The organism is Streptomyces sp. NPDC052016, assembly GCF_044548445.1.
Lineage (GTDB): Bacteria > Actinomycetota > Actinomycetes > Streptomycetales > Streptomycetaceae > Streptomyces.
This window is the reverse complement of the sequence record NZ_JBIUBX010000018.1, coordinates 59,086-77,013: the sequence shown is the minus strand read 5'-3', so window position 1 is coordinate 77,013 and position 17,928 is coordinate 59,086. Positions and strand designations below refer to the sequence as shown.

General features: G+C 71.3%; 16 protein-coding genes and 1 tRNA gene. 9 read left to right on the top strand and 8 right to left on the bottom strand.

Features of this window, described 5'->3' with window-relative positions; all coding sequences use genetic code 11:
• Positions 1-150: 150 nt before the first annotated feature.
• The gene (locus ACIHAR_RS22900; RefSeq protein WP_400021411.1) at positions 151-4,266 is read right to left on the bottom strand and encodes a hypothetical protein; all 4,116 of its coding nucleotides are present in this window, start codon (positions 4,264-4,266) and stop codon (positions 151-153) included.
• Positions 4,267-4,857: 591 nt separating this feature from the next.
• Between ACIHAR_RS22900 and ACIHAR_RS22895 the strand changes: the two genes are divergently transcribed.
• Together ACIHAR_RS22895 and ACIHAR_RS22890 are read left to right on the top strand one after the other, a co-directional pair.
• Entirely contained in the window at positions 4,858-5,331 is a 474-nt protein-coding gene (locus ACIHAR_RS22895; RefSeq protein WP_400021409.1) for a hypothetical protein, read from the top strand.
• 108 nt (positions 5,332-5,439) lie between these two features.
• Entirely contained in the window at positions 5,440-5,625 is a 186-nt protein-coding gene (locus ACIHAR_RS22890; protein WP_365462791.1) for a ferredoxin, read from the top strand.
• 15 nt (positions 5,626-5,640) lie between these two features.
• Here ACIHAR_RS22890 and ACIHAR_RS22885 read toward each other — a convergent pair whose 3' ends face one another.
• The 3 genes from ACIHAR_RS22885 to ACIHAR_RS22875 all read right to left on the bottom strand — a co-directional run bounded on the left by ACIHAR_RS22885 (position 5,641) and on the right by ACIHAR_RS22875 (position 8,009).
• Positions 5,641-6,408 (bottom strand): glycosyltransferase family 2 protein, encoded by a 768-nt coding sequence (locus tag ACIHAR_RS22885; protein WP_400021540.1) that lies wholly within the window; start codon positions 6,406-6,408, stop codon positions 5,641-5,643.
• Between the two features lie 56 nt (positions 6,409-6,464).
• Entirely contained in the window at positions 6,465-7,103 is a 639-nt protein-coding gene (locus ACIHAR_RS22880) for a UTRA domain-containing protein (RefSeq protein ID WP_400021406.1), read from the bottom strand.
• A gap of 525 nt (positions 7,104-7,628) precedes the next feature.
• Positions 7,629-8,009 (bottom strand): DUF6344 domain-containing protein, encoded by a 381-nt coding sequence (locus ACIHAR_RS22875; RefSeq protein ID WP_365462797.1) that lies wholly within the window; start codon positions 8,007-8,009, stop codon positions 7,629-7,631.
• A 359-nt stretch (positions 8,010-8,368) separates the two neighbouring features.
• On the opposite strand from ACIHAR_RS22875, the gene ACIHAR_RS22870 reads away from it, so the two are divergent.
• The gene (locus ACIHAR_RS22870) at positions 8,369-8,497 is read left to right on the top strand and encodes a DLW-39 family protein (RefSeq protein WP_003999697.1); all 129 of its coding nucleotides are present in this window, start codon (positions 8,369-8,371) and stop codon (positions 8,495-8,497) included.
• Between the two features lie 363 nt (positions 8,498-8,860).
• Positions 8,861-10,327: a hypothetical protein gene (locus ACIHAR_RS22865; protein ID WP_400021403.1), complete on the top strand. Its 1,467-nt coding sequence runs from the start codon at positions 8,861-8,863 to the stop codon at positions 10,325-10,327.
• Between the two features lie 2 nt (positions 10,328-10,329).
• Here ACIHAR_RS22865 and ACIHAR_RS22860 read toward each other — a convergent pair whose 3' ends face one another.
• Together ACIHAR_RS22860 and ACIHAR_RS22855 are read right to left on the bottom strand one after the other, a co-directional pair.
• Complete coding sequence (locus ACIHAR_RS22860; RefSeq protein WP_400021401.1) at positions 10,330-12,006, bottom strand: protein kinase; 1,677 nt, start codon at positions 12,004-12,006, stop codon at positions 10,330-10,332.
• A 188-nt stretch (positions 12,007-12,194) separates the two neighbouring features.
• On the bottom strand, positions 12,195-12,743 hold the full coding sequence (locus tag ACIHAR_RS22855; RefSeq protein ID WP_189931494.1) for a DNA-binding protein: 549 nt from the start codon (positions 12,741-12,743) through the stop codon (positions 12,195-12,197).
• 184 nt (positions 12,744-12,927) lie between these two features.
• On the opposite strand from ACIHAR_RS22855, the gene ACIHAR_RS22850 reads away from it, so the two are divergent.
• Positions 12,928-13,000 (top strand) — tRNA-Ala (locus ACIHAR_RS22850).
• 112 nt (positions 13,001-13,112) lie between these two features.
• Here the strand turns inward: ACIHAR_RS22850 and ACIHAR_RS22845 are convergent.
• Positions 13,113-13,817, bottom strand: coding sequence for a DUF5324 family protein (locus ACIHAR_RS22845; RefSeq protein ID WP_400021399.1), 705 nt, complete (start codon positions 13,815-13,817; stop codon positions 13,113-13,115).
• Positions 13,818-14,152: 335 nt separating this feature from the next.
• Between ACIHAR_RS22845 and ACIHAR_RS22840 the strand changes: the two genes are divergently transcribed.
• Together ACIHAR_RS22840 and ACIHAR_RS22835 are read left to right on the top strand one after the other, a co-directional pair.
• Positions 14,153-14,680, top strand: a complete 528-nt coding sequence (locus ACIHAR_RS22840) for a peptidylprolyl isomerase (RefSeq protein ID WP_365462809.1) — start codon at positions 14,153-14,155, stop codon at positions 14,678-14,680.
• A 170-nt stretch (positions 14,681-14,850) separates the two neighbouring features.
• On the top strand, positions 14,851-15,747 hold the full coding sequence (locus tag ACIHAR_RS22835) for a rhomboid family intramembrane serine protease (RefSeq protein ID WP_365462812.1): 897 nt from the start codon (positions 14,851-14,853) through the stop codon (positions 15,745-15,747).
• 256 nt (positions 15,748-16,003) lie between these two features.
• Here ACIHAR_RS22835 and crgA read toward each other — a convergent pair whose 3' ends face one another.
• Positions 16,004-16,258: a cell division protein CrgA gene (gene crgA, locus ACIHAR_RS22830; RefSeq protein ID WP_365462815.1), complete on the bottom strand. Its 255-nt coding sequence runs from the start codon at positions 16,256-16,258 to the stop codon at positions 16,004-16,006.
• 141 nt (positions 16,259-16,399) lie between these two features.
• On the opposite strand from crgA, the gene ACIHAR_RS22825 reads away from it, so the two are divergent.
• Positions 16,400-17,188 (top strand): DUF881 domain-containing protein, encoded by a 789-nt coding sequence (locus tag ACIHAR_RS22825; protein WP_365462818.1) that lies wholly within the window; start codon positions 16,400-16,402, stop codon positions 17,186-17,188.
• A 37-nt stretch (positions 17,189-17,225) separates the two neighbouring features.
• Positions 17,226-17,924 carry a class E sortase gene (locus tag ACIHAR_RS22820; protein WP_365462820.1) on the top strand — a complete coding sequence of 233 codons (699 nt, stop codon included), beginning with the start codon at positions 17,226-17,228 and terminating at the stop codon, positions 17,922-17,924.
• Positions 17,925-17,928 lie beyond the last annotated feature (4 nt).

The following is a 17,928-nucleotide window of genomic DNA, read 5'->3' as shown; positions in this document are numbered from 1 at the left end:
GCCCGCAGGGGCGCGGGCATGAAAAGGCCCGGTCGCTGGCGACGGGGGATGCACCAGCGACCGGGCTATGGCCAAGGCTAACAAGGCTGGTTGGCCGGGGGGAGGGGACTGCTGGGCTGGTGAGGCGTTGTGACCGGGATCACTTCTCTGTCAGTCGTCGCAGGGAGGCTCGTAGGAGAGGCGGGGGAGGTACTCGTTCCACTTGTCGTGGGTCAGGACGCCCCGGGTGGTCGAGCAGATGTGGCTGATGGCCTCGTCGACGTCGAGGTTCCAGAGCCGGACGGTGTCCGTGCCGCTGGACACCCCGAGCATGTGGCTCTGGGGACTGAAGGACAGGAAGCCGCCGGTCCTGGCGTTGGGGCTCATCGACTGGCCTATGGGGCCCGCGGCCGAGGGATCGGCGACGTTCCACAGGCGGACGCTGTTGTCGTTGCCGCCGCTGGCCAGGGTGCGGCCGTCCTCGCTGAACGTCAGGGACACGACGGCCTCGGTGTGGCCGGTGAGGGGGGAGTCCAGCGAGGTGGCCGCCAAGGGGTCGGTGAGGTTCCAGAGGCGGACCGTGTCGTCGTCGCTGCCGCTGGCCAGGGTGTGGCCGTCGGGGCTGAGCGCGAGGGTGTTGACCGGGCCGTGGTGACCCTTGAGGGGCGTGCCGAGGGGGGTGGCGCGGCGCGGGTCGGTCACCTTCCACAGGCGGATGGTGCCGTCCGCGCTGCCGCTGGCGAGCGTCCGGCCGTCCGGCAGGAAGGTGAGGGCGTTGACGTAGCCCTTGTGGCCCTTGAGGGGGGCGCCGTAGGGGAGCGGGCGGGACGGGTCGGCGATGTTCCAGAGCTGGAGGGTACGGTCGTCGTAGGCGGTGGCGAGGGTGCGGCCGTCTGGGCTGAACGCCAGTGCTTCGGGGCCCATGAACCGGGTGCGCAGGACGATGGGCGGGCCGTGGGAGACCGGCCGGGCCGGGTCGGTGACGTTCCACAGGTGGACCGTACGGCTGCCCGTGAGCACCGCGAGGGTGCGGCCGTCGGGGGAGAACACCAGCGAGCGCTGGCCGCCGTCCCCGGGCATGAACGGATCGTTGAGCAGCACGGGCCGGTCCGGGCGCGACACGTTCCACAGCCGGACGCTGCCGTCGCGCGCGGCGGTGGCGAGCACCCGCCCGTCCGGACGGAACGCCCCGCTCCGGCCGATCATGTCCGACGTCGGGATCGACCACAGGCGGACCTTGCTGTCACCGCTGCCGGTGGCGAGGGTGTTGCCGTCGGGGCTGAAGCCGAGCGCGTACATCTCGCCGCTGCTGCCGGCCAGGGGCTCGCCGACCTGGGACGGGTACGCCGGGTCGCTGACGTTCCACAGGCTCGCCGTGCTGTCGGCGCTGGCCGCGGCGAGCATGGTGCCGTCCGGGTTGAAGGCCACCGACCAGATCGGGGCCGTGTGCCCGGTGAGCGGCGGGCCGAGCTGGCGGGCACGGCGGGGGTCGGACACGTTCCAGAGGCGGATGGTGTCGTCCGCGCCGCCGCTGGCGAGGGTGCGGCCGTCGGGGCTGAAGGCCACGGAGTGCACCAGGTCCGTGTGGCCGGTCAGGGTGCGCAGTGGCTCCGGCCGGCCCGGGGCGGCGACGTTCCACAGCCGGATCGTGTCGTCGTCGCCGCCGGTGGCGAGGGTGCGGCCGTCGGGGCTGAACGCCACCGAGCGGACGGCGGCGGTGTGGCCGGTCAGGGCCCCGAGCGCCCTGGGCCTGCCCGGGGCCGCCATGTCCCACAGGCGGACGGTGCGGTCCTCCCCCGTGGAGGCCAGCGTCCGCCCGTCCGGGCTGAAGGCCAGCAGGTAGATCGTGCCCTTGTGGCCGGTCAGGGGTGTGCCGAGCGGCTTCGGGCGGCCGGGATCCCGTACGTCCCACATCCGGATCGTGCCGTCGTCCCCCGCGCTGGCGAGGGTGCGCCCGTCCGGGCCGAAGACGGCGCTGCTCACCCAACTCGTGTGTCCCGTGAGGGGCTTGCCCAGCGGTTCGGGCCGGCTCGGGTCGCTCACGTCCCACAGTCGTACGGTCCGGTCGTAGCTGGCGGTGGCCAGGAGCCGTCCGTCCGGGCTGAACGAGGTCAGGTAGACGGCGCCGGTGTGGCCGAGGAGCGGGGTGGCCAGCGGCGCGTTGACGATCGAGATCAGCCGGTTGCGCGTGCCCTCGTCGTGCGGCCGCAGACGGTGGGCCACCAGGTCGAGCTGGGCGGACAGCGAGGGGTCGGAGTACTGGACCCGGTCGGCCTCGGCGACGACCTGCTCGAACACGGCGTCGTTGCGCTGCTGCCAGGCGACGACCGCCGCGCCCACGGCCAGGACCGCGAGGACGACCAGGGCCGACACGGCGGCGCGGCCGATCCACACCGTGCGCTTGCGCAGCCGCACCGAAGCGGCCAGGAACTCCACCGCGCTGCGGGTCAGCGCGGTGTTCCCGGCGGACTTCGCCCAGGCCCGGGCCTGCTCCAGACGTGACCCCCGGTACAGCAGCGAGGAGTCGCGGTGCGAGCCCTCCCAGGCCCTGCCGTCCTCCTCCAGGCGCTGGCGCAGCAGGTTGCCGTTGCGGTCCTCGTCGATCCAGTCGCGCAGCCGCGGCCAGGCGTGCAGCAGCGCCTCGTGGGTGATCTCCACCGTCTCCGCGTCGAGCGTCACCAGCCGGGCGCGCACCAGCGCTTCGAGGGACTCCTCGGTCTTGTCCGGGTCCGTCGACTCCGCCGCGAGCTGGCGGCGGGTCCCGCGCCGGCGGGTGGCCTGGGTGTCCTCGCTCAGCCGGACCAGCCGGAGCAGGAGCAGCCGCGCGGCCGTACGTGCCGCCGGGTCGAGGCCGGACCAGGCGCGCTCGGCGGTCGCCGCGACCGCTCCCTGGATGCCGCCGGCCGCCCGGTAGCCGGCCAGCGTCAGCCTGCCGGCCTTCCGTCGCTGCCAGGTGGCGAGCAGGGCGTGGGACAGCAGCGGCAGCACCCCCGCGTCGTGGGCGCCGCGGGGGCCGTCGGCGCTGACCTCGCGGACGATCAGCTCGGCGAGGCCCGGTTCGAGTTCCAGCCCGACGGCCTTGGCGGGGCCGGTGACGGCTTCGCGCAGTTCCGTGGAGGTCAGCGGGCCGAGCACCATGTGCCGGTGCTGCAGCGCGTCGGCCAGCTCGGGGTAGCCGAGGCACTGTTCGTAGAAGTCGGCGCGGATGCCGAGGATGACGAGGACGGGGGCCGGTGCGCCCCTCTCGCCGGGCGTGGAGGCGGCGTGCAGGAGCTGGACGAAGGTGCGCCGGGTCGTCTCGTCGGGGCAGAGGGTGAAGGTCTCCTCGAACTGGTCGACGATGACCACGGGGCGGCCGGAGCAGGCGGAGGCGGTGGGGGGCGCGGAGGAGGAAGAAGGGGGCGCGGAGGAGGCGGAGGACGAAGGGGGCGCGGGGGAAGGGAGCGCGGAGGAGGAAGGGGGCGCGGAGGGCTCGGGGCGGCGCGCCCACGCGGTGAAGGCGTCCCGTACCGCCTGTGCGAAGTGCGGTGTGCCGGGCTCGCTCGCTTCCGGGTCCTGGGTGTGCCGGGCGACGACCTGGGCGAGTTCGGGGACGGAGCACGTCATTTCCGCGAGGGGATCGGCTCCCGGGACGAGTTGGAGGACTTTCCGGCTCCGGCCGTCCTCGTCGCCCGGTGGACCGTTCCGCAGGGCGGGCACCAACCCGGCGCTCAGCAGGGAGGACTTGCCCGCCCCCGAGGCGCCCACCAGCATCACCAGGCCCCCCGTCTCCTCCGCCGCGTGGAGCTGGGCGGCGAGGGCCCCCGTGCTGCGCTCCCGCCCGAAGAACCACCGGGCGTCCTCCTGGCGGTACGACGCGAGGCCCCGGTACGGGCAGACGCCGCCCGGTACGGGCGGGGGATCGCCCGGCGGCTTCTCCTCCTCGGCCCTGTCGGGGCCGTCACCGACCGGGTCCGCGACCGCGCGCTCCCACAGGCGCTGCCACTGGCTCAGGTCGTACAGACCCGTGGACACCGGCACGGGCCGCAAGCGGCGTGCTTCGGGGACGAGGACGTGCAGCACCGCGGCCAGGGCGGTGAACTGGGCGGGTACGTTCCTCGCCCGCCGCCAGTCACTGATCCGCTGGGCGGACACCCGCACGGGCCGCCCTCGTTCGTCCACCCGCTGGAGGCGGGCGACCGCCTCGGACACGCGCTTGAGCGGAGGATTGCCGGCCTCCTTGTACAGCAGCGCGAGACGTTCCGCGAAGGCTGTGCGTGCCCCTGAGCCGGAACTCAAGGTCTCCACCCCTTTACTCCCCCGCAGCTGGCATCCGGTCCGGAAAACCCACTTTATACGGCTGACCTGCGGCGAAGCCGGTGACTGGACACCGGAACCTCCTCCACGAGAGCCAGAACTGGCAGGATTTCATCGCAGTTGCGCATCCACCGGGCGTCGCCCGCACAGGCCACCAGCTCAGCGGTTGGAGACAGCTCATGGCGCCGCAAGTTCCCGGCCAACTTCCGCCGGAGTGTCCAGACGGTCGCGACGCATCCGTCGCATGAGCGTGCAGGGACCCGTGCAGCAGTCCCCCGCCCGGACTGCGGTCGTTCCGCCCACGGGTTCCCGCCTTACCTCGGTCCATGCCGCAACGGCACGGTCCGAAGCCGCCCGCACCGTTCGGCAGCGGTCCGCACGAGGGGAGGGACCGGTGCCGAACGGTGCGGCGTGTGGGAGGGCGGCGCTCTGACGGGCGTACGGTTCCGGCGTCCTGCGCCTGGACGTCCCGGCTGCCGCTCCCCGTGCCTACGTGTTCCGCCCCGGCATCCCGGCTCTGGATATCTGACGAACCGTCAGTTACGGTCCCTCTGCCGCGTCGCTTCAGAAGGGGTGATCGCCATGGAGACCCGTTCCCAGAGCCCGCAACCACCGGGGATGCCCCGCTGGGTGGCGATGTTCCGTGAACCGTCGTCGGGCGCCTGGCGGCTGGGCGCCGAATCGCCCGACCGGTCGCCGGTGCTGTACGCGATCGGTGAGATGGCCCAGGTCATGCGGGCGCGAGGGGACGAGGTGACCGTCGCCCTCTGGGGCCCGCGGGACGGCGCCTGGCATCGCTTCGACGCGTCCGTCACCGTCACCGGCCCGGCGGAACCTCCCCCTCCGGCTTCGCCCGCCGCCCCGGAACCGACCAGACTCGCCGAGCGGATGCACGACCGCCGGCACCAGGTGCTCATGGCCGGCCTGAGCAAGGCCGGCCTCTACGACCTCGCACCGGACGACGTGACGGCCGTCCAGACCCTCGTGGACCGGCTGGACGAGGCCACGCTGCGCAGGGTCGCCCACTGGATGGCCGCCGCCGGCACCGGACGTTAGGCGCCCGGTCCACCGGTACGCGAGGTGATGCGCGGGCCGGTTGGGCGAGCCGCTCGGAGGGCAGGCACGTCCTGACGGCCTGTCGGTTCGCATCCGAGTGGAGGGCACATGAAGATCTCCGTGGACCCCGAGCGCTGCTACGGATCCGGCGACTGCGTCTACCGGGTGCCGTCCGTCTTCACCGAGGTCGACGGGTTCGGAGCGGTCGTTCCGGGGCGCGAGGACGCGGGCGACGATCCCCTGGTGCGGGAGGCGGCCGAGAGGTGCCCCTCCCAGGCCATCGTCATCAGCTAGGGCCGTTCCGCGCGCTCAGGAGCGATGCCACCGGAAGGACGCCAGCGCCCTGGCCCGCGCCTCGACGACGGCCATGCGGGCGTCGCGTTCGGCCGGGTCCAGGTGCGCCGGCTGCCCTGTGGCCTGCCCGTCCCACTTGCGGTAGAGGAGTCCCACCTCAGGCGTGAACCATCCGCGGCTCACCGCGTCGAGTGCGAGCAGCAGCCCGGTGTCCTCCGAGGCGGGCAGCGCCATCCACCCGCCCAGAGCCAGCAGGAGGTCCCTCCGGACGAAGAGCGTCGCCGGGTGCACCTGTGCCAGGAAGTCGTGCGCCTTCCAGTGCTCCAGCACGTCGCCGCGCTCGATCGGCCCGCCCGGCGGGTCCGGGAATCCGACCGTCGACCCGTCCGGCAGGGAGTCCAGGACACTCGACGTGGCCCACCCGATCGTCGGGTCGCCCTCGAGGACGGCCAGGTCGCGGGCCAGGGCCCCGGGGGTGAGCCGGTCGTCCGCGTCCAGGACCTTCACGTACGTGCCGTCGGCGTACGCGAGCGCCATGGTGCGGGCGACTCCCGGACCGCCCCGGCGTCCCTGACGGAAGGTCACGCGCGTGTCGTCGGGGACGTGCGGGGCGACACCGTCCGTCGTGCCGTCCTCCTGGATCACCCAGTGCCACTCCCAGCCGTCGGGCAACTCCTGGGCGCACAGCGACGTGTAGGCCTCCGGCAGGTACGGGGCCGAGGGGGCGTGCACGGCGGTGACGACGTCGATGCGCCTGCTCGCGGCGGCACTCGCCGCATCCACCGTCGCATCCACCTTCGCATCCAGCACGCGTACCGGGTCCGACGCGCTCACCCCGTTCACCACCTCTCCAGGCGGGTGACGAAGAGCAGTTCCGTGCGGTCTGCGGGCATGGTGACGTCGGAGACGTTCACGACGCGGTCGTGGACGTCGCGGTACGTCTTGCGGAGCAGGAGCACCGACACGCCGGCCGGCAGGTCCAGCTCCCGGGCCTCCCCGGGCGTCGGCGGACGGGCGGTGACGCGTTCCTCCACGCGGTCCACCTCGATGCCCACGGTGTAGAGCTGGTTCTGGGTGCCGCCCGGCCACGGCTCCTTCGCCTCGTCCAGCAGGTCCGGGTTCGACGCGACCATGTCGCGGACGAGGTAGGAGGTCACGAGGCTGAGCGGGACCTGCGCGCCCGCGCGGCCGGTCCGGTAGACGCGTTCCAGCAGCAGGGTCCCTTCCGGGACGCCGAACGCGGCCGCGAGGTCCTCGGACGCCGTGATCTCTCGGTACCGGGCGTGGAAGACGAGGTCGTCGGTGTCCAGGCCGGTGTCGCGTTCCGTCGCCCCGGTCTCGGCCCGTTCGTCCCGTGAGGCGCGGGCGCGGTCCTTCTCCCACTGGTGCCGCAGGTTGTCACGGACGGCCGGTGTGCGGGGGCCCCGGACGGCGGTGTCGCGGCCGTGCCCCTCCTCGACCGGGCCTTCCTCGTTCACTTCGTACGCCCTTGCCACTGGTGCTCACCGATTTGTCGTCCGGCACGCCGACACACGCATACGGCCTACGGCATCCGGCCCGCCGGGAGGGCCCCGACCAGCCGGTGACCGCGGCCCAGCCTACGGCTGCCGAGCAGGTCCCGCCCGGCAGGGGCGTACGGAGGTGGACCCCGTGAGCCCTGCTCCGCGCGCGTGCGCTGTGCTGACGTCGGCGCAGGCGCAGGCGTCGGTGCTGCATGCCGGTGTCGGCGTCAGCGGTGGGTGGACGCCTCGCTCGACCCTCGTGTGACGCCCGGCTCGACCGCTCCGCGCACGACGAAGGCCCGGTGGCTCCTGGGGGAGCTGCCGGGCCTGCTTTCGTGCGGGCTGTACAGGCTGTACGCAAGTCGCCGTCGTGTTGCTGGTGCGCGGTGCGCGGTACGCGTGCGCGGTGCGGAATGCGCGGCGCACGGTCGGTTCGGATGCGGGGGCGGAAGGGGCAGGTGATGCGGAGTTGCGGGAGGAGGCACGTGGGGGGCCGGGCCCTCAGCGCTGGAGCGGGATCAGCCTCGTGGATTCCTCCGGGACCGCCTCGGGGTCGCAGGGCCTCGGGAGGAGGTCGGCCGCGTCCACCGGATCCGTTTCCGGGAGGGGGCGGGTGCGGCAGCTGGGGGATTTGCCGTGTGCCTCCGCACGGATGCGCTGTTTCATCGTGGGGGGCAGGGACCGCGCATGGAACCAGGACCAGGGGGACGCCGCCGGCGTGGGCGGGTGAACGGTGTTGCCGCTCTTGTCGCTGTTGCGTGCCGGCTCGGTCTGCGCTACCGCCGTCGAGGCGGTCGTCGTGACGAATCCGAGCGCGGTGCAGAGGGCGAGGAAGGCGGTGATGATGGCGGTCCACAGCTTCATGACCCGGTTCTCGGCCATGTCCCTCACTTTCGGGTTGGGCGATTTGCGCACTTTCCTCATGATGTGTATGGGGGCGGAGAAGTGGTGGACCGACGCTCGTGGCGCGGCGATGTTCGGATGAACACCACTCGGATGGGCGCATAAGGAGAGAAAAGTGCTGGAGAGGGGACTGATGGGGCCGAAATCGCTCTCCGTGGAGAAGTGATCACGCTCCGATCGGAGGGTGTGATCCGCCTCCGCCGCGACGCGTTCCGCACCGCTTCTGCGCCGCCGAGGGCGGAAGTTGAGCGGCCGACGCAGGTCACCGATCGATATCGATCGGTGTGTATAGTCGGGCGCCAGAGGTCCCCTACGTCAAGGAAAGACGAGGTCGCGCGGTGAAGAAGCTTCTCCTGGTCGCACTGGCCGCCATCGGCGGGCTCCTCGTGTACCGCCAGATCCAGGCGGATCGCGCCGAGCAGGATCTGTGGACGGAGGCGACCGACTCCGTGCCCACGGGTTCGTGAGTACAGACACCCGAAACCGAACAGACCCCGGCCGCCCTTCGCGGCCGGGGTCTTGTGTTGCGCCCAGCACCACCCCGGGGTAGGCGCCGCCCCGAGTACACGTCGTCCCGGCGGCATCCAGGAGGTGGGCCCTGACGGAGACCACGCCTGACGGAGACCACGCCTGTCCGAGACCACGCCTGACGGAGACCACGCCTCTCCGAGACCACGCCTGACCGAGACCGCGTAGGACCGTGGCTGACCGGAGGGGGCATTTCGGACGCTCGTACGGAACACGGGGGTGGTGCGCGGACCGACGGGGCAGGATGGCCCACGGTCAGGTCCGGGCAGGACCGGTTGCCGGCGACGACGAGGGGGCGTGCGATGGGCCGGCGTGCGTGGTGGAGGGCCGTCGAGCGCATCACCGTCGAGCGGATCGCCGTCGGGCGGGTCACCGCCGAACGGAGCGCCGTCGCGCTGCAGGGCTGCGAGCGAAAGGGCCGTGAGCCGCAGGGCCTCGAGCGGCGTGGCGCCGCCTGCAGACCCGGCGCGGTCGGGGCCGTCATGCGGGCCGCCGTACGGGTCGTCGCGGTGGCCGCGGTGGTCTGCCTGTCGTCGGCGACGCTTCCGGGCGCCGTCGCCGTGGCCGCCGTTCCCTCCTACGGCTTCGCCGACGACGCCCGGAGCGTCCCGGCCGCGACGGGCACCGGTGACGCCGTACGCCTCGAACCCGGTACGACGTACCGGAGCTCGTACACGGCCGAGGGCAAGGCCTACTACCGCCTGGAACTCGACGCCGTCTCGACCGCGTACGTCTCTGTCACGGCCGTCCCTCGCCCCGACGCCACGCTCGAGAGCGGCGACGGAATCAGGGTCTCGGTGCAGAACGCCGACGGCATCGGGTGCTCCCACGAGTCCGTGACCGTCGGGGCGTCCCGCACTCCCCGTCCGATCACCACCTGGGGCGCCCGTGAGGTCCAGCCCGGCAAGAGGCTGTGCCAGGAGGCCGGCACGTACTACGTCGTCGTCGAGCGCACCGACACCGGCACCGGCGCCGATTCCCGGCAGCCCTGGGAGCTGGAGCTCGTGCCCGTCTCCGAGCCGCCCCTGGAGAAGGCCGGCGCCACGAGCGTGCCCGAGGCGTGGAACTCCGCCACCCCCGCGCCGCCCGTCGCCGAGCCCGTACGCCGGCGGGGCGGTTCCGGCTTCGCCGGGGCGACCGCTCTCGGGCAGGGCGTCTGGCGCGACGACATCAGCCCCGGCCAGACCCTCTTCTACAAGGTGCCCGTCGGCTGGGGCCAGCAGCTCTACGCCACCGCCGACCTGGACAGCGCCGACAAGGACACCGGATTCGTGGTGCCAGCGCTCGACATGACCCTCCACAATCCGGTGCGTGCCGAGGTCGTCGAGACGAGCATCGGTTACGGCGGCAGACAGACGTCGACCTCACTGGCCCCGCTGCCGCCGGTCCGCCACGCCAACCGGTACGCCCCCACCGTCCCGGCCAGGACCCTGCGCTTCGCCGGCTCCTACTACCTCGTGCTGCACCTCTCCGCCCGGGTCGCCGATGGTTTCGGGGACGGGCCCTACGGCCTGAAGCTGCGCGTCCGGGTCGACGGAGCGGCACAACCCGGGCCTGGGTACGCGGGGCGGTCCGTGCCGCGCGGTGTCTTCGGCGCCGACGCCCAGGACCGGCAGGACGCCGGGAGCGGCACCGGAGCGGTCGGTGAGGGCGGCGGCGCGGGCGACGGCACCGCCATGAAGGCACTCGCCGCGGGCGGCATCGGCACCGGCAGCGCGCTGCTGCTGGTGCTCGCCGTGTGGACGGTCACGGCCCGGCGCCGGGCCTGAGCTCAGATCCGGGCCAAGGCCCAGAACCCCACGGCGTAGCAGGCCAGCGCAAGCACCAGGAGCGGGAGCGCGATCTTGGCGGGTGGGCCGGGGCGGTGCGGGGAACGGACGCGACGGTGCCCCCGGCGGGGTGCCTCCGGCCTTGGCCTTCCGGTGGCCGTGTCCGGGAACGACTGCCGCGGTGGAGAGGGCTGCGGTGGAGGCGGCTGCGGTGAGAACGGCTGTGGTGAATAGGGATGCGCGGAAAGCGGCGGCTCGGCGGATGGGGCCGCCTGCGGGTCCTGAGCGGTGTAGGAGGCGGTGGAGGAGTCGGCTCGGTGCTCGTGGGAGCGGAGCGCGTAGGTGGGCTCGTACGGGGAGACGGCTGCGGGGTGGGGCTGCGCAAGGGGTTGCGGAGGGGGCGTGGGAGCCGTCGTGGGGGCGGGAGCGTGGCCGGGCCGGGGCGGTGGCAGGGGGAAACTGCCGGTGTCCGACATGGAAGGGGCGGAGGCGGCCGGCGCGTGGGTCGGGGTCGGCGGCGGGGGCGCCGGCCGTGCGGGCCGACGCGGGTCGCCCGCGACGGGGTCCTGTCCCTGACGCGGCTCGGGACGTGGCGGTGAGGAGGCCTGGCCCGAGCCGGTGTCCGTTCCGGGGCCGGAGAGCCGGGACGCAGAGGCCAGGGACCCCGTGCCGACCGGTCCCGGGACGGAGTCCGTGCCCGGCTCGGCGGGGGACCCCTCGCCGGTGCCCTGCGGCGGGAACGTCCGCTCGGAGGCCTGCGGGGTCGTCGACGAGGTCACGGTGATGCCCGGGGCGCGTTTGAGCGGGCCCGCCGGGCCGAATCCCTCCGGAAGCGGCCCGAGTTGGTCGAAGATTTCGATCTGCTCCTCGTCCGGACCGGGCTCGGGCAGCAGTTCGGCGGCTGCCGCCAGTGCCTTGCGCGCCCCGGTGGCCGTGCGGAAACGGGCCTCCGGGTCCGGCTGCAGCAGCGCGGCCACGACCTGCCACAACGGCTCCGGAATGCCCTGCGGGGCGCCCGGAGTTCCGTGCTCCGCGAAGTACTGGACGAGCGCCTTGGCGTCGGGTTTGGCGCCCTCCAGCAGATACAGCGCGACCAGGCCCACGGCGAACAGATCGGCCGGGAAGTCGGGGTCGGAGCCCATCATCTGCTCGGGGGCGAGGTAACCGGGCGTTCCCACCACCAGGTTGGTCTCGGTCAGGCGTGGTTCGCCCAGCCGCATCGCGATGCCGAAGTCGGACAGCCGCAACCGTGGCCGGGCCGTCCCGGTGGCCTCCAGCAGCACGTTGGCGGGCTTGATGTCCCGGTGCACGACGCCTTCCGCGTGGACCGCGGCGAGCCCGGACAGGAGCTGGTCGAGGAGCGTGCAGACGAACGCGGGAGGCAGGGGGCCGTAGTCGCCCACGAGATGGACCAGCGAACCGCCGGCGACCAGGTCCATGGTGAACAGGACCTTGTCGTCGTCGGCAGCCCAACTGGCGGGGGCGAGGACATGGGGATGATCGATCCGCAGTGCCTGCTCACGGACGAAGCGCAGCAGGGCGTGGGCGTCGCGCTGCTGGAGCACCTTCGCGGCCACATAGCGACGGCGCCGATGGTCCCAGGCACGCCAGACGGCGCCGACGCCTCCACGGCCGATCGGATCGGCGAGTTCGTACCGTCCGGCGAAGACCTCACCCATGGCAGTGCGTCGCTCCTCCCCCTGCGGTTTCCCCCCTGCTACCCCTCGCTACCCCCGTGATGAGCGATACGACCCCCCCATGGCTCCCGAGATGAGCGATACGTCCCCATGCCCCCGTGATGAGAGATACGCCCCCTGCCTGCCGTCGGCCCGGCCGCCGAACCCCCTTCGGTCACCGGGCCGCGGGTTCAGCTCTGGTGGGACTGGTAGTGCGTGACCGCGTCGGAGGTACGGCCGGCGCCGTACACCCGGAGGAACTCTGCCAGTTCCGGGTGGGTCGGGGCGAGGGTGTCGGCGGCGTCGATGATGTCACCGGCGGCCGCCACCGAGCGCAGCAGCGACTGGATCTCGCGGACCACCCGCTTGACCGTGGGTGCCCCCGAACCACTCGTCGTCTGCGTGGTGTTGCTGAGCACCGATCCCCCCTGCGACCTCTTGATCTCGTCCATGCGCTCGGTCGCCTCGGCGGCGCTGACGCTGCCGTCGGCGACCTGGGCGGCCAACTCCTGCAACAGCTGCACCCGCTGCACCACCGCCGGGTTGCCGATCTTCGCCCGCTGGCCGCTCATCAGCTGCGACAGCATCGGCGCCGACAGTCCCAGTACCCCCGCGAGACGAGCCTGGTTGAGACCAAGATCGTCGATCAGCTTACGAAAGAGCGCCCCCAGCGGCTCCCCGTACCAGTTCCGCTGCAGTTCCCGCGCTCTCGCGGTGGCTTCCTGCTGTGCGGCGTCCATGTGCGTCTCCCCATCGCTTCCCCAGAAAACCGCGGTTCGCTGTAGCGAACCACGCGGAGCATCTTACGGAGAGTGGTCATCCGCGGGGACCCCCAATCTTTTTGCGAGATCCGGGGGGTGACCCGGTACTCTGGTCTGCGGCGCCCGCCGGTATGAGGTTCCTCCGGCCGGACGCTTCTTTCGAGGGGCCTTAGCTCAGTTGGTAGAGCGCTGTCTTTGCATGGCAGATGTCAGGGGTTCGACTCCCCTAGGCTCCACACAGCGGAAACACCCCTCCGACCTCGGGAAACGAGGTCGGAGGGGTGTTTCACGTGAAACGGCGCCGCGGTCATCCCGCCAGCGCGGCACTCTTTCCTGGTGATGCGGGCGTCAGCTGCGGTCCTCGCGGTTCGAGGCTTCCTCCTCGGCTTCCTTGGCCTGCACCTCGGGGTCGAGGGCGGACATCTCGCCGGTGCCGTCGACGGAGGTCAGACCGCCTCCGGCGGGGACCTCGGTGGCGGCGGGCGGCTCGACCAGCCAGTCAGGGTTGGCCTGCTTGTCCCACCACTTCCAGGCCGCGAAAGCGCCGGCGCCGACGACACCCACCACAGCCAGGGCCTTGGCGAACTTGCCCGCCCTCGCCCGCCGCCGGTGCTTGCGCACCAGCTTCTGGATCTCCTTCGGCGTCACCTGGCCGCGTAGTGCGGCCACCGCGGCGACGCCACGGGCGGCAGCCTCGTCCTTCAAGGGCCCGGCCGTGGCCATCGCCTGCTCGATCTTCGGCCGGGAGTATTCGGCGGCCTGCCGTGCGGCCAGGCGCGTACGGAGCGCCGCCTCGTGAGCGGCGTAGTCGACCTTCGGCGGGACGTGCGCCCGGGCCTGCTCCAGACGGGGCGCGACATGGGCGACGTACTGGACGCGGGCCTGTCCGGCGGCCTGCGACACCTTGGGCGCGAGCCGTACGCGGGCCTCGTGCGCATAGAGCGCGGCCCTTTCCTTGGCCGTGTCGGCGTAAGGCGCCACCACTTCCGCGGCGTGCAGCACGCTGTCCTTTGCCGAGCCGGTCGCGGCGCGCACGCTGTCGATGCGGGTCACGGGTTCCTCCTCCTCGGTGGCGTACGGTATTTCGACTTTCCACCCTTTTACGGATCATGCCTCCTGGCGGCCGCCGGGGCATGCGCGGACGGGCATACGGGTGCCGAACGTCCCGAGATGTAGTGATCGGATGCAAGAGGGGGTGAATACGGGGCAACAGGAGCTTGTCGTCGACAATGCCACGGATCTGCTCGGCTCGCTTCCGTCCCGGACGACTTGGGCTCCTTTCCGTGCCCGAAGCGATCTCTTCCGGCGCGGGACGACGCCGTCGGACGACGTGCGGCCCCGGGCGTGCGAGGATCGTGGGGTCACAGGAAGACAACGGAAGGCAGATCGTGGCCGAGCAGCTGTACGCCACCCTGAAGACCAACCACGGCGACATCGAGGTCCGGCTCTTCCCGGACCACGCCCCCAAGACGGTCAAGAACTTCGTCGACCTCGCCACCGGCGGGCGCGAGTGGACCAACCCCTCCACCGGCGCCAAGTCCTCGGCGAAGCTCTACGACGGCACGGTCTTCCACCGGGTGATCAGCGGATTCATGATTCAGGGCGGTGACCCGCTGGGCAACGGCACCGGCGGTCCCGGCTACCAGTTCGAGGACGAGTTCCACCCGGATCTGCGCTTCGACAAGCCCTACCTGCTGGCCATGGCCAACGCCGGCCCGGGCACCAACGGCTCGCAGTTCTTCATCACCGTCTCCCCGACGGCATGGCTGAACCGCAAGCACACGATCTTCGGTGAGGTCACCGACGCGGCCAGCCAGAAGGTCGTCGACACCATCGCGTCCACCCAGACCAACCCGCGCACGGACCGCCCGCTCAACGACGTCGTCATCGAGTCGGTCGTCGTCGAGAAGCGCTGACCGACCCGCGAAGCGCCGGCAGGCCCGCGAGGCCCCGGCAGCGCGATAAAACGCCGGCAGGCCGACAGCGTCGGCCGCGGGACGGACGGTTCCCGCGGGAACCAATTGCCCCGCTCGTCCGTATGGATGAGCGGGGCAAAGCCTTGCATACGACGACGTTGGGGGACCCCATGGACAAGGCGCCAGGCAGCCACCAGGACGACACCCACAGCGGCCTGCCCGCCTGCTACCGGCACGCCGACCGCGAGACCGGCGTGCGCTGCACACGTTGCGAGCGCCCCATCTGCCCCGACTGCATGGTCAGCGCCTCCGTCGGCTTCCAGTGCCCGGACTGCGTCCGCAGCGGCTCCGGCACGGGCCACGCGCCGTCGGCGTCCCGGCCGCGCACCCTCGCGGGCGGCACCATGACGGCCGACCCGCGCCTGGTGACCAAGATCCTCATCGGCCTCTGTCTCGCGGCCTTCCTGGTCCAGCTCTCCGTCGGCGACCGCTTCACCGACAGCTTCGACCTGATCGGACGTGCTTACGTCCCGTTGCTCGGAGACATCGAGGGCGTCGCGGAGGGGCAGTGGTACCGGCTGCTGACCTCGATGTTCCTGCACGGCAGCTATATCCACATCCTCTTCAACATGATGAGTCTGTGGTGGCTCGGCGGCCCTCTCGAAGAGGCCCTCGGCCGCGCCCGCTACCTGGCCCTGTACTTCGTCTCCGGTCTCGCGGGCAGCGCCCTGACGTACCTCCTCGCGGCCCCGAACCAGCCCTCGCTCGGCGCCTCCGGAGCCGTCTTCGGTCTCTTCGGCGCCACCGCCGTCCTGATGCGCCGGATGCGCTACGACATGCGGCCGATCATCGCCCTGCTGGTGATCAACCTGATCTTCACCTTCAGCCCGGGGTTCAACATCTCCTGGCAGGCCCACATCGGCGGTCTCGTCGCCGGTGTCGTCATCGGCTACGGCATGGTCCACGCCCCGCGCGAGCGGCGCGCGCTCGTGCAGTTCGGTGCGTGTGCACTGATGCTCGTGGCGGCCTTGGTGATGACCCTCCTGAGGACCGGACAGCTCACCTGAGCGCCTCTGTTTCCACAGAGTGCCCGATCTTGTGCACAGCGTGCGGGAACAGCTGTGCCCCCTGTCCTCGACCCGGCATATGCGCAGGTCAGGCAGGGGGCGAACTGTCTTGTGGAAGCCGGTGTGTCAGTCGTACCGGTGTCAACCCTCGACGGGTTATCCACAGATCGTCTTTCTTTTCCCCAGGCGGGGTGTGGAAATCTGCCGAGGCTGTGGATAACTCAGCGGATACCCCTGGGCAGAGGTGGTCCGGCCGCTACTTCCACTGTGTGGAGACGCCGAAGCCGGCGGCGATGAAGCCGAATCCGACCACGATGTTCCAGTTGCCGAGTTGGTCGATGGGCAGGGACCCGTCGGTCACGTAGAACACGACGATCCAGGCCAGGCCGATGAGGAACATCGCCAGCATCACCGGCGCGACCCAGGCGCGGCTGTTCAGCTTGATCGCGGTCGCCTGCTTCGTCGGCGGCGGCGTGTAGTCGGCCTTCTTGCGGATACGTGACTTCGGCACGAGGGTCTCTCCTGTCGATGCGCTGCGTGGCCGCGCAGGGAACTGGGTCGGGCTCGGGGCAGCGTACAAGGGGACACTGAGTGCTCCCCCGGGCGTCCGTTAGCGTAGTGCTTCCACGGCGCCGAAGGAGATAAGGGTACGTTGAGCAATTCTGCCGACTTCCCCGGGACGGGTTCAACGGGTTCCGCTCCCTCCCGGCGATACCGTTTCCGGCCGGTGCGGGTGCTCACCGTAGGAGTGTTCGCCCTCGCGGGCCTCATTTTCTTCACCAGTTTCAATACCGCCAAGGGCACCAACATCCGTACCGACGCGTCCTTGCTCAAGCTGTCCGACCTGATCCAGGAACGCAGCCGCAAGAACGGGGAACTGGACGAGTCCAACGCGACCCTGCGTGACGACGTGGAGTCGCTGGCCGAAGCCGACGACGGCAGCACGAAGGCCGAGGACGAGAAGCTCGCCCAGCTGGAGAAGGACGCCGGCACCCAGGCGGTCAAGGGCAAGGCGATCACGGTCACGCTGAACGACGCCCCGCCGAACGCCACCGCCAAGCTCCCCGGCTATCCCGAGCCGCAGCCCGACTACCTGGTCATCCACCAGCAGGACCTCCAGGCCGTGGTGAACGCCCTCTGGCAGGGCGGCGCCCGGGGCATCAAGGTCATGGACCAGCGACTGATCTCCACCAGTGCCGTGCGCTGCGTGGGCAACACCCTGATCCTGCAGGGCCGTGTCTACTCCCCGCCGTACAAGATCCAGGCGGTCGGCGACCCGGAGAAGCTCCAGCAGGCGCTCGCGGACTCACCGGCGATCCAGAACTACATGGTGTACGTCAACGTCTACGGGCTCGGCTGGAAAGTCACCGAGGACGGCACGGTGACTCTGCCGGGTTACTCGGGCACAGTGGATCTGCACTACGCGAAGCCAGTGGAGTAGCCGGGTAGCCGGAGAAGCCGCCTTACGGGAGCCGCCGGTGCGCGTGATCGTCCGGACCGTCAGCGAGCTGTGCATCACCGTCGGCACCGTGATCGTGCTCTTCGTCGTCTACGTCCTGTTCTGGACGGGCGTGAAGGCCGACCGCGTGATGGACGACCAGATCGTCCGCCTCCGGGACCAGTGGGCGCAGCAGCCCGCGCCGGCGGCCGGTACAAAGGCGCCCGGCACGTCGCCGGGTGCCGCCGCGGGACCGCCGGCCTCGTACAAGAGCGGTAAGCCCTTCGCGATCATGTACATTCCGCGGCTTGGTTTCACGTGGAACAAGCCCGTGCTGGAAGGAACCGCCACCGGCACATTGAAGAAGGGGCTCGGCCACTACGCGGAAACCGCGCGGCTCGGGGAGACCGGCAACTTCGCCGTCGCCGGACACCGCCGCACCTACGGCGACCCCTTCAAGGACTTTCCCCAGCTCAGGCGGGGTGACGCGGTGGTGCTGACGGACGGGACGACCTGGTTCACCTACCGCATCGACCAAGGGCCCTACAGAACAGTTCCGACGGACGTCGAGGTGATCGACGCCGTGCCACGTAAGTCGGGGTATACGCGTCCCGGACGCTATCTGACGCTGACCACGTGCGAACCCGAGTGGGGGCACAGTCACCGGCTGATCGTCTGGGCGCACCTGGACTCCACACAGCCTGTGGACGCAGGCAAACCGAAGGCTCTCCGCCGTTAGTCTG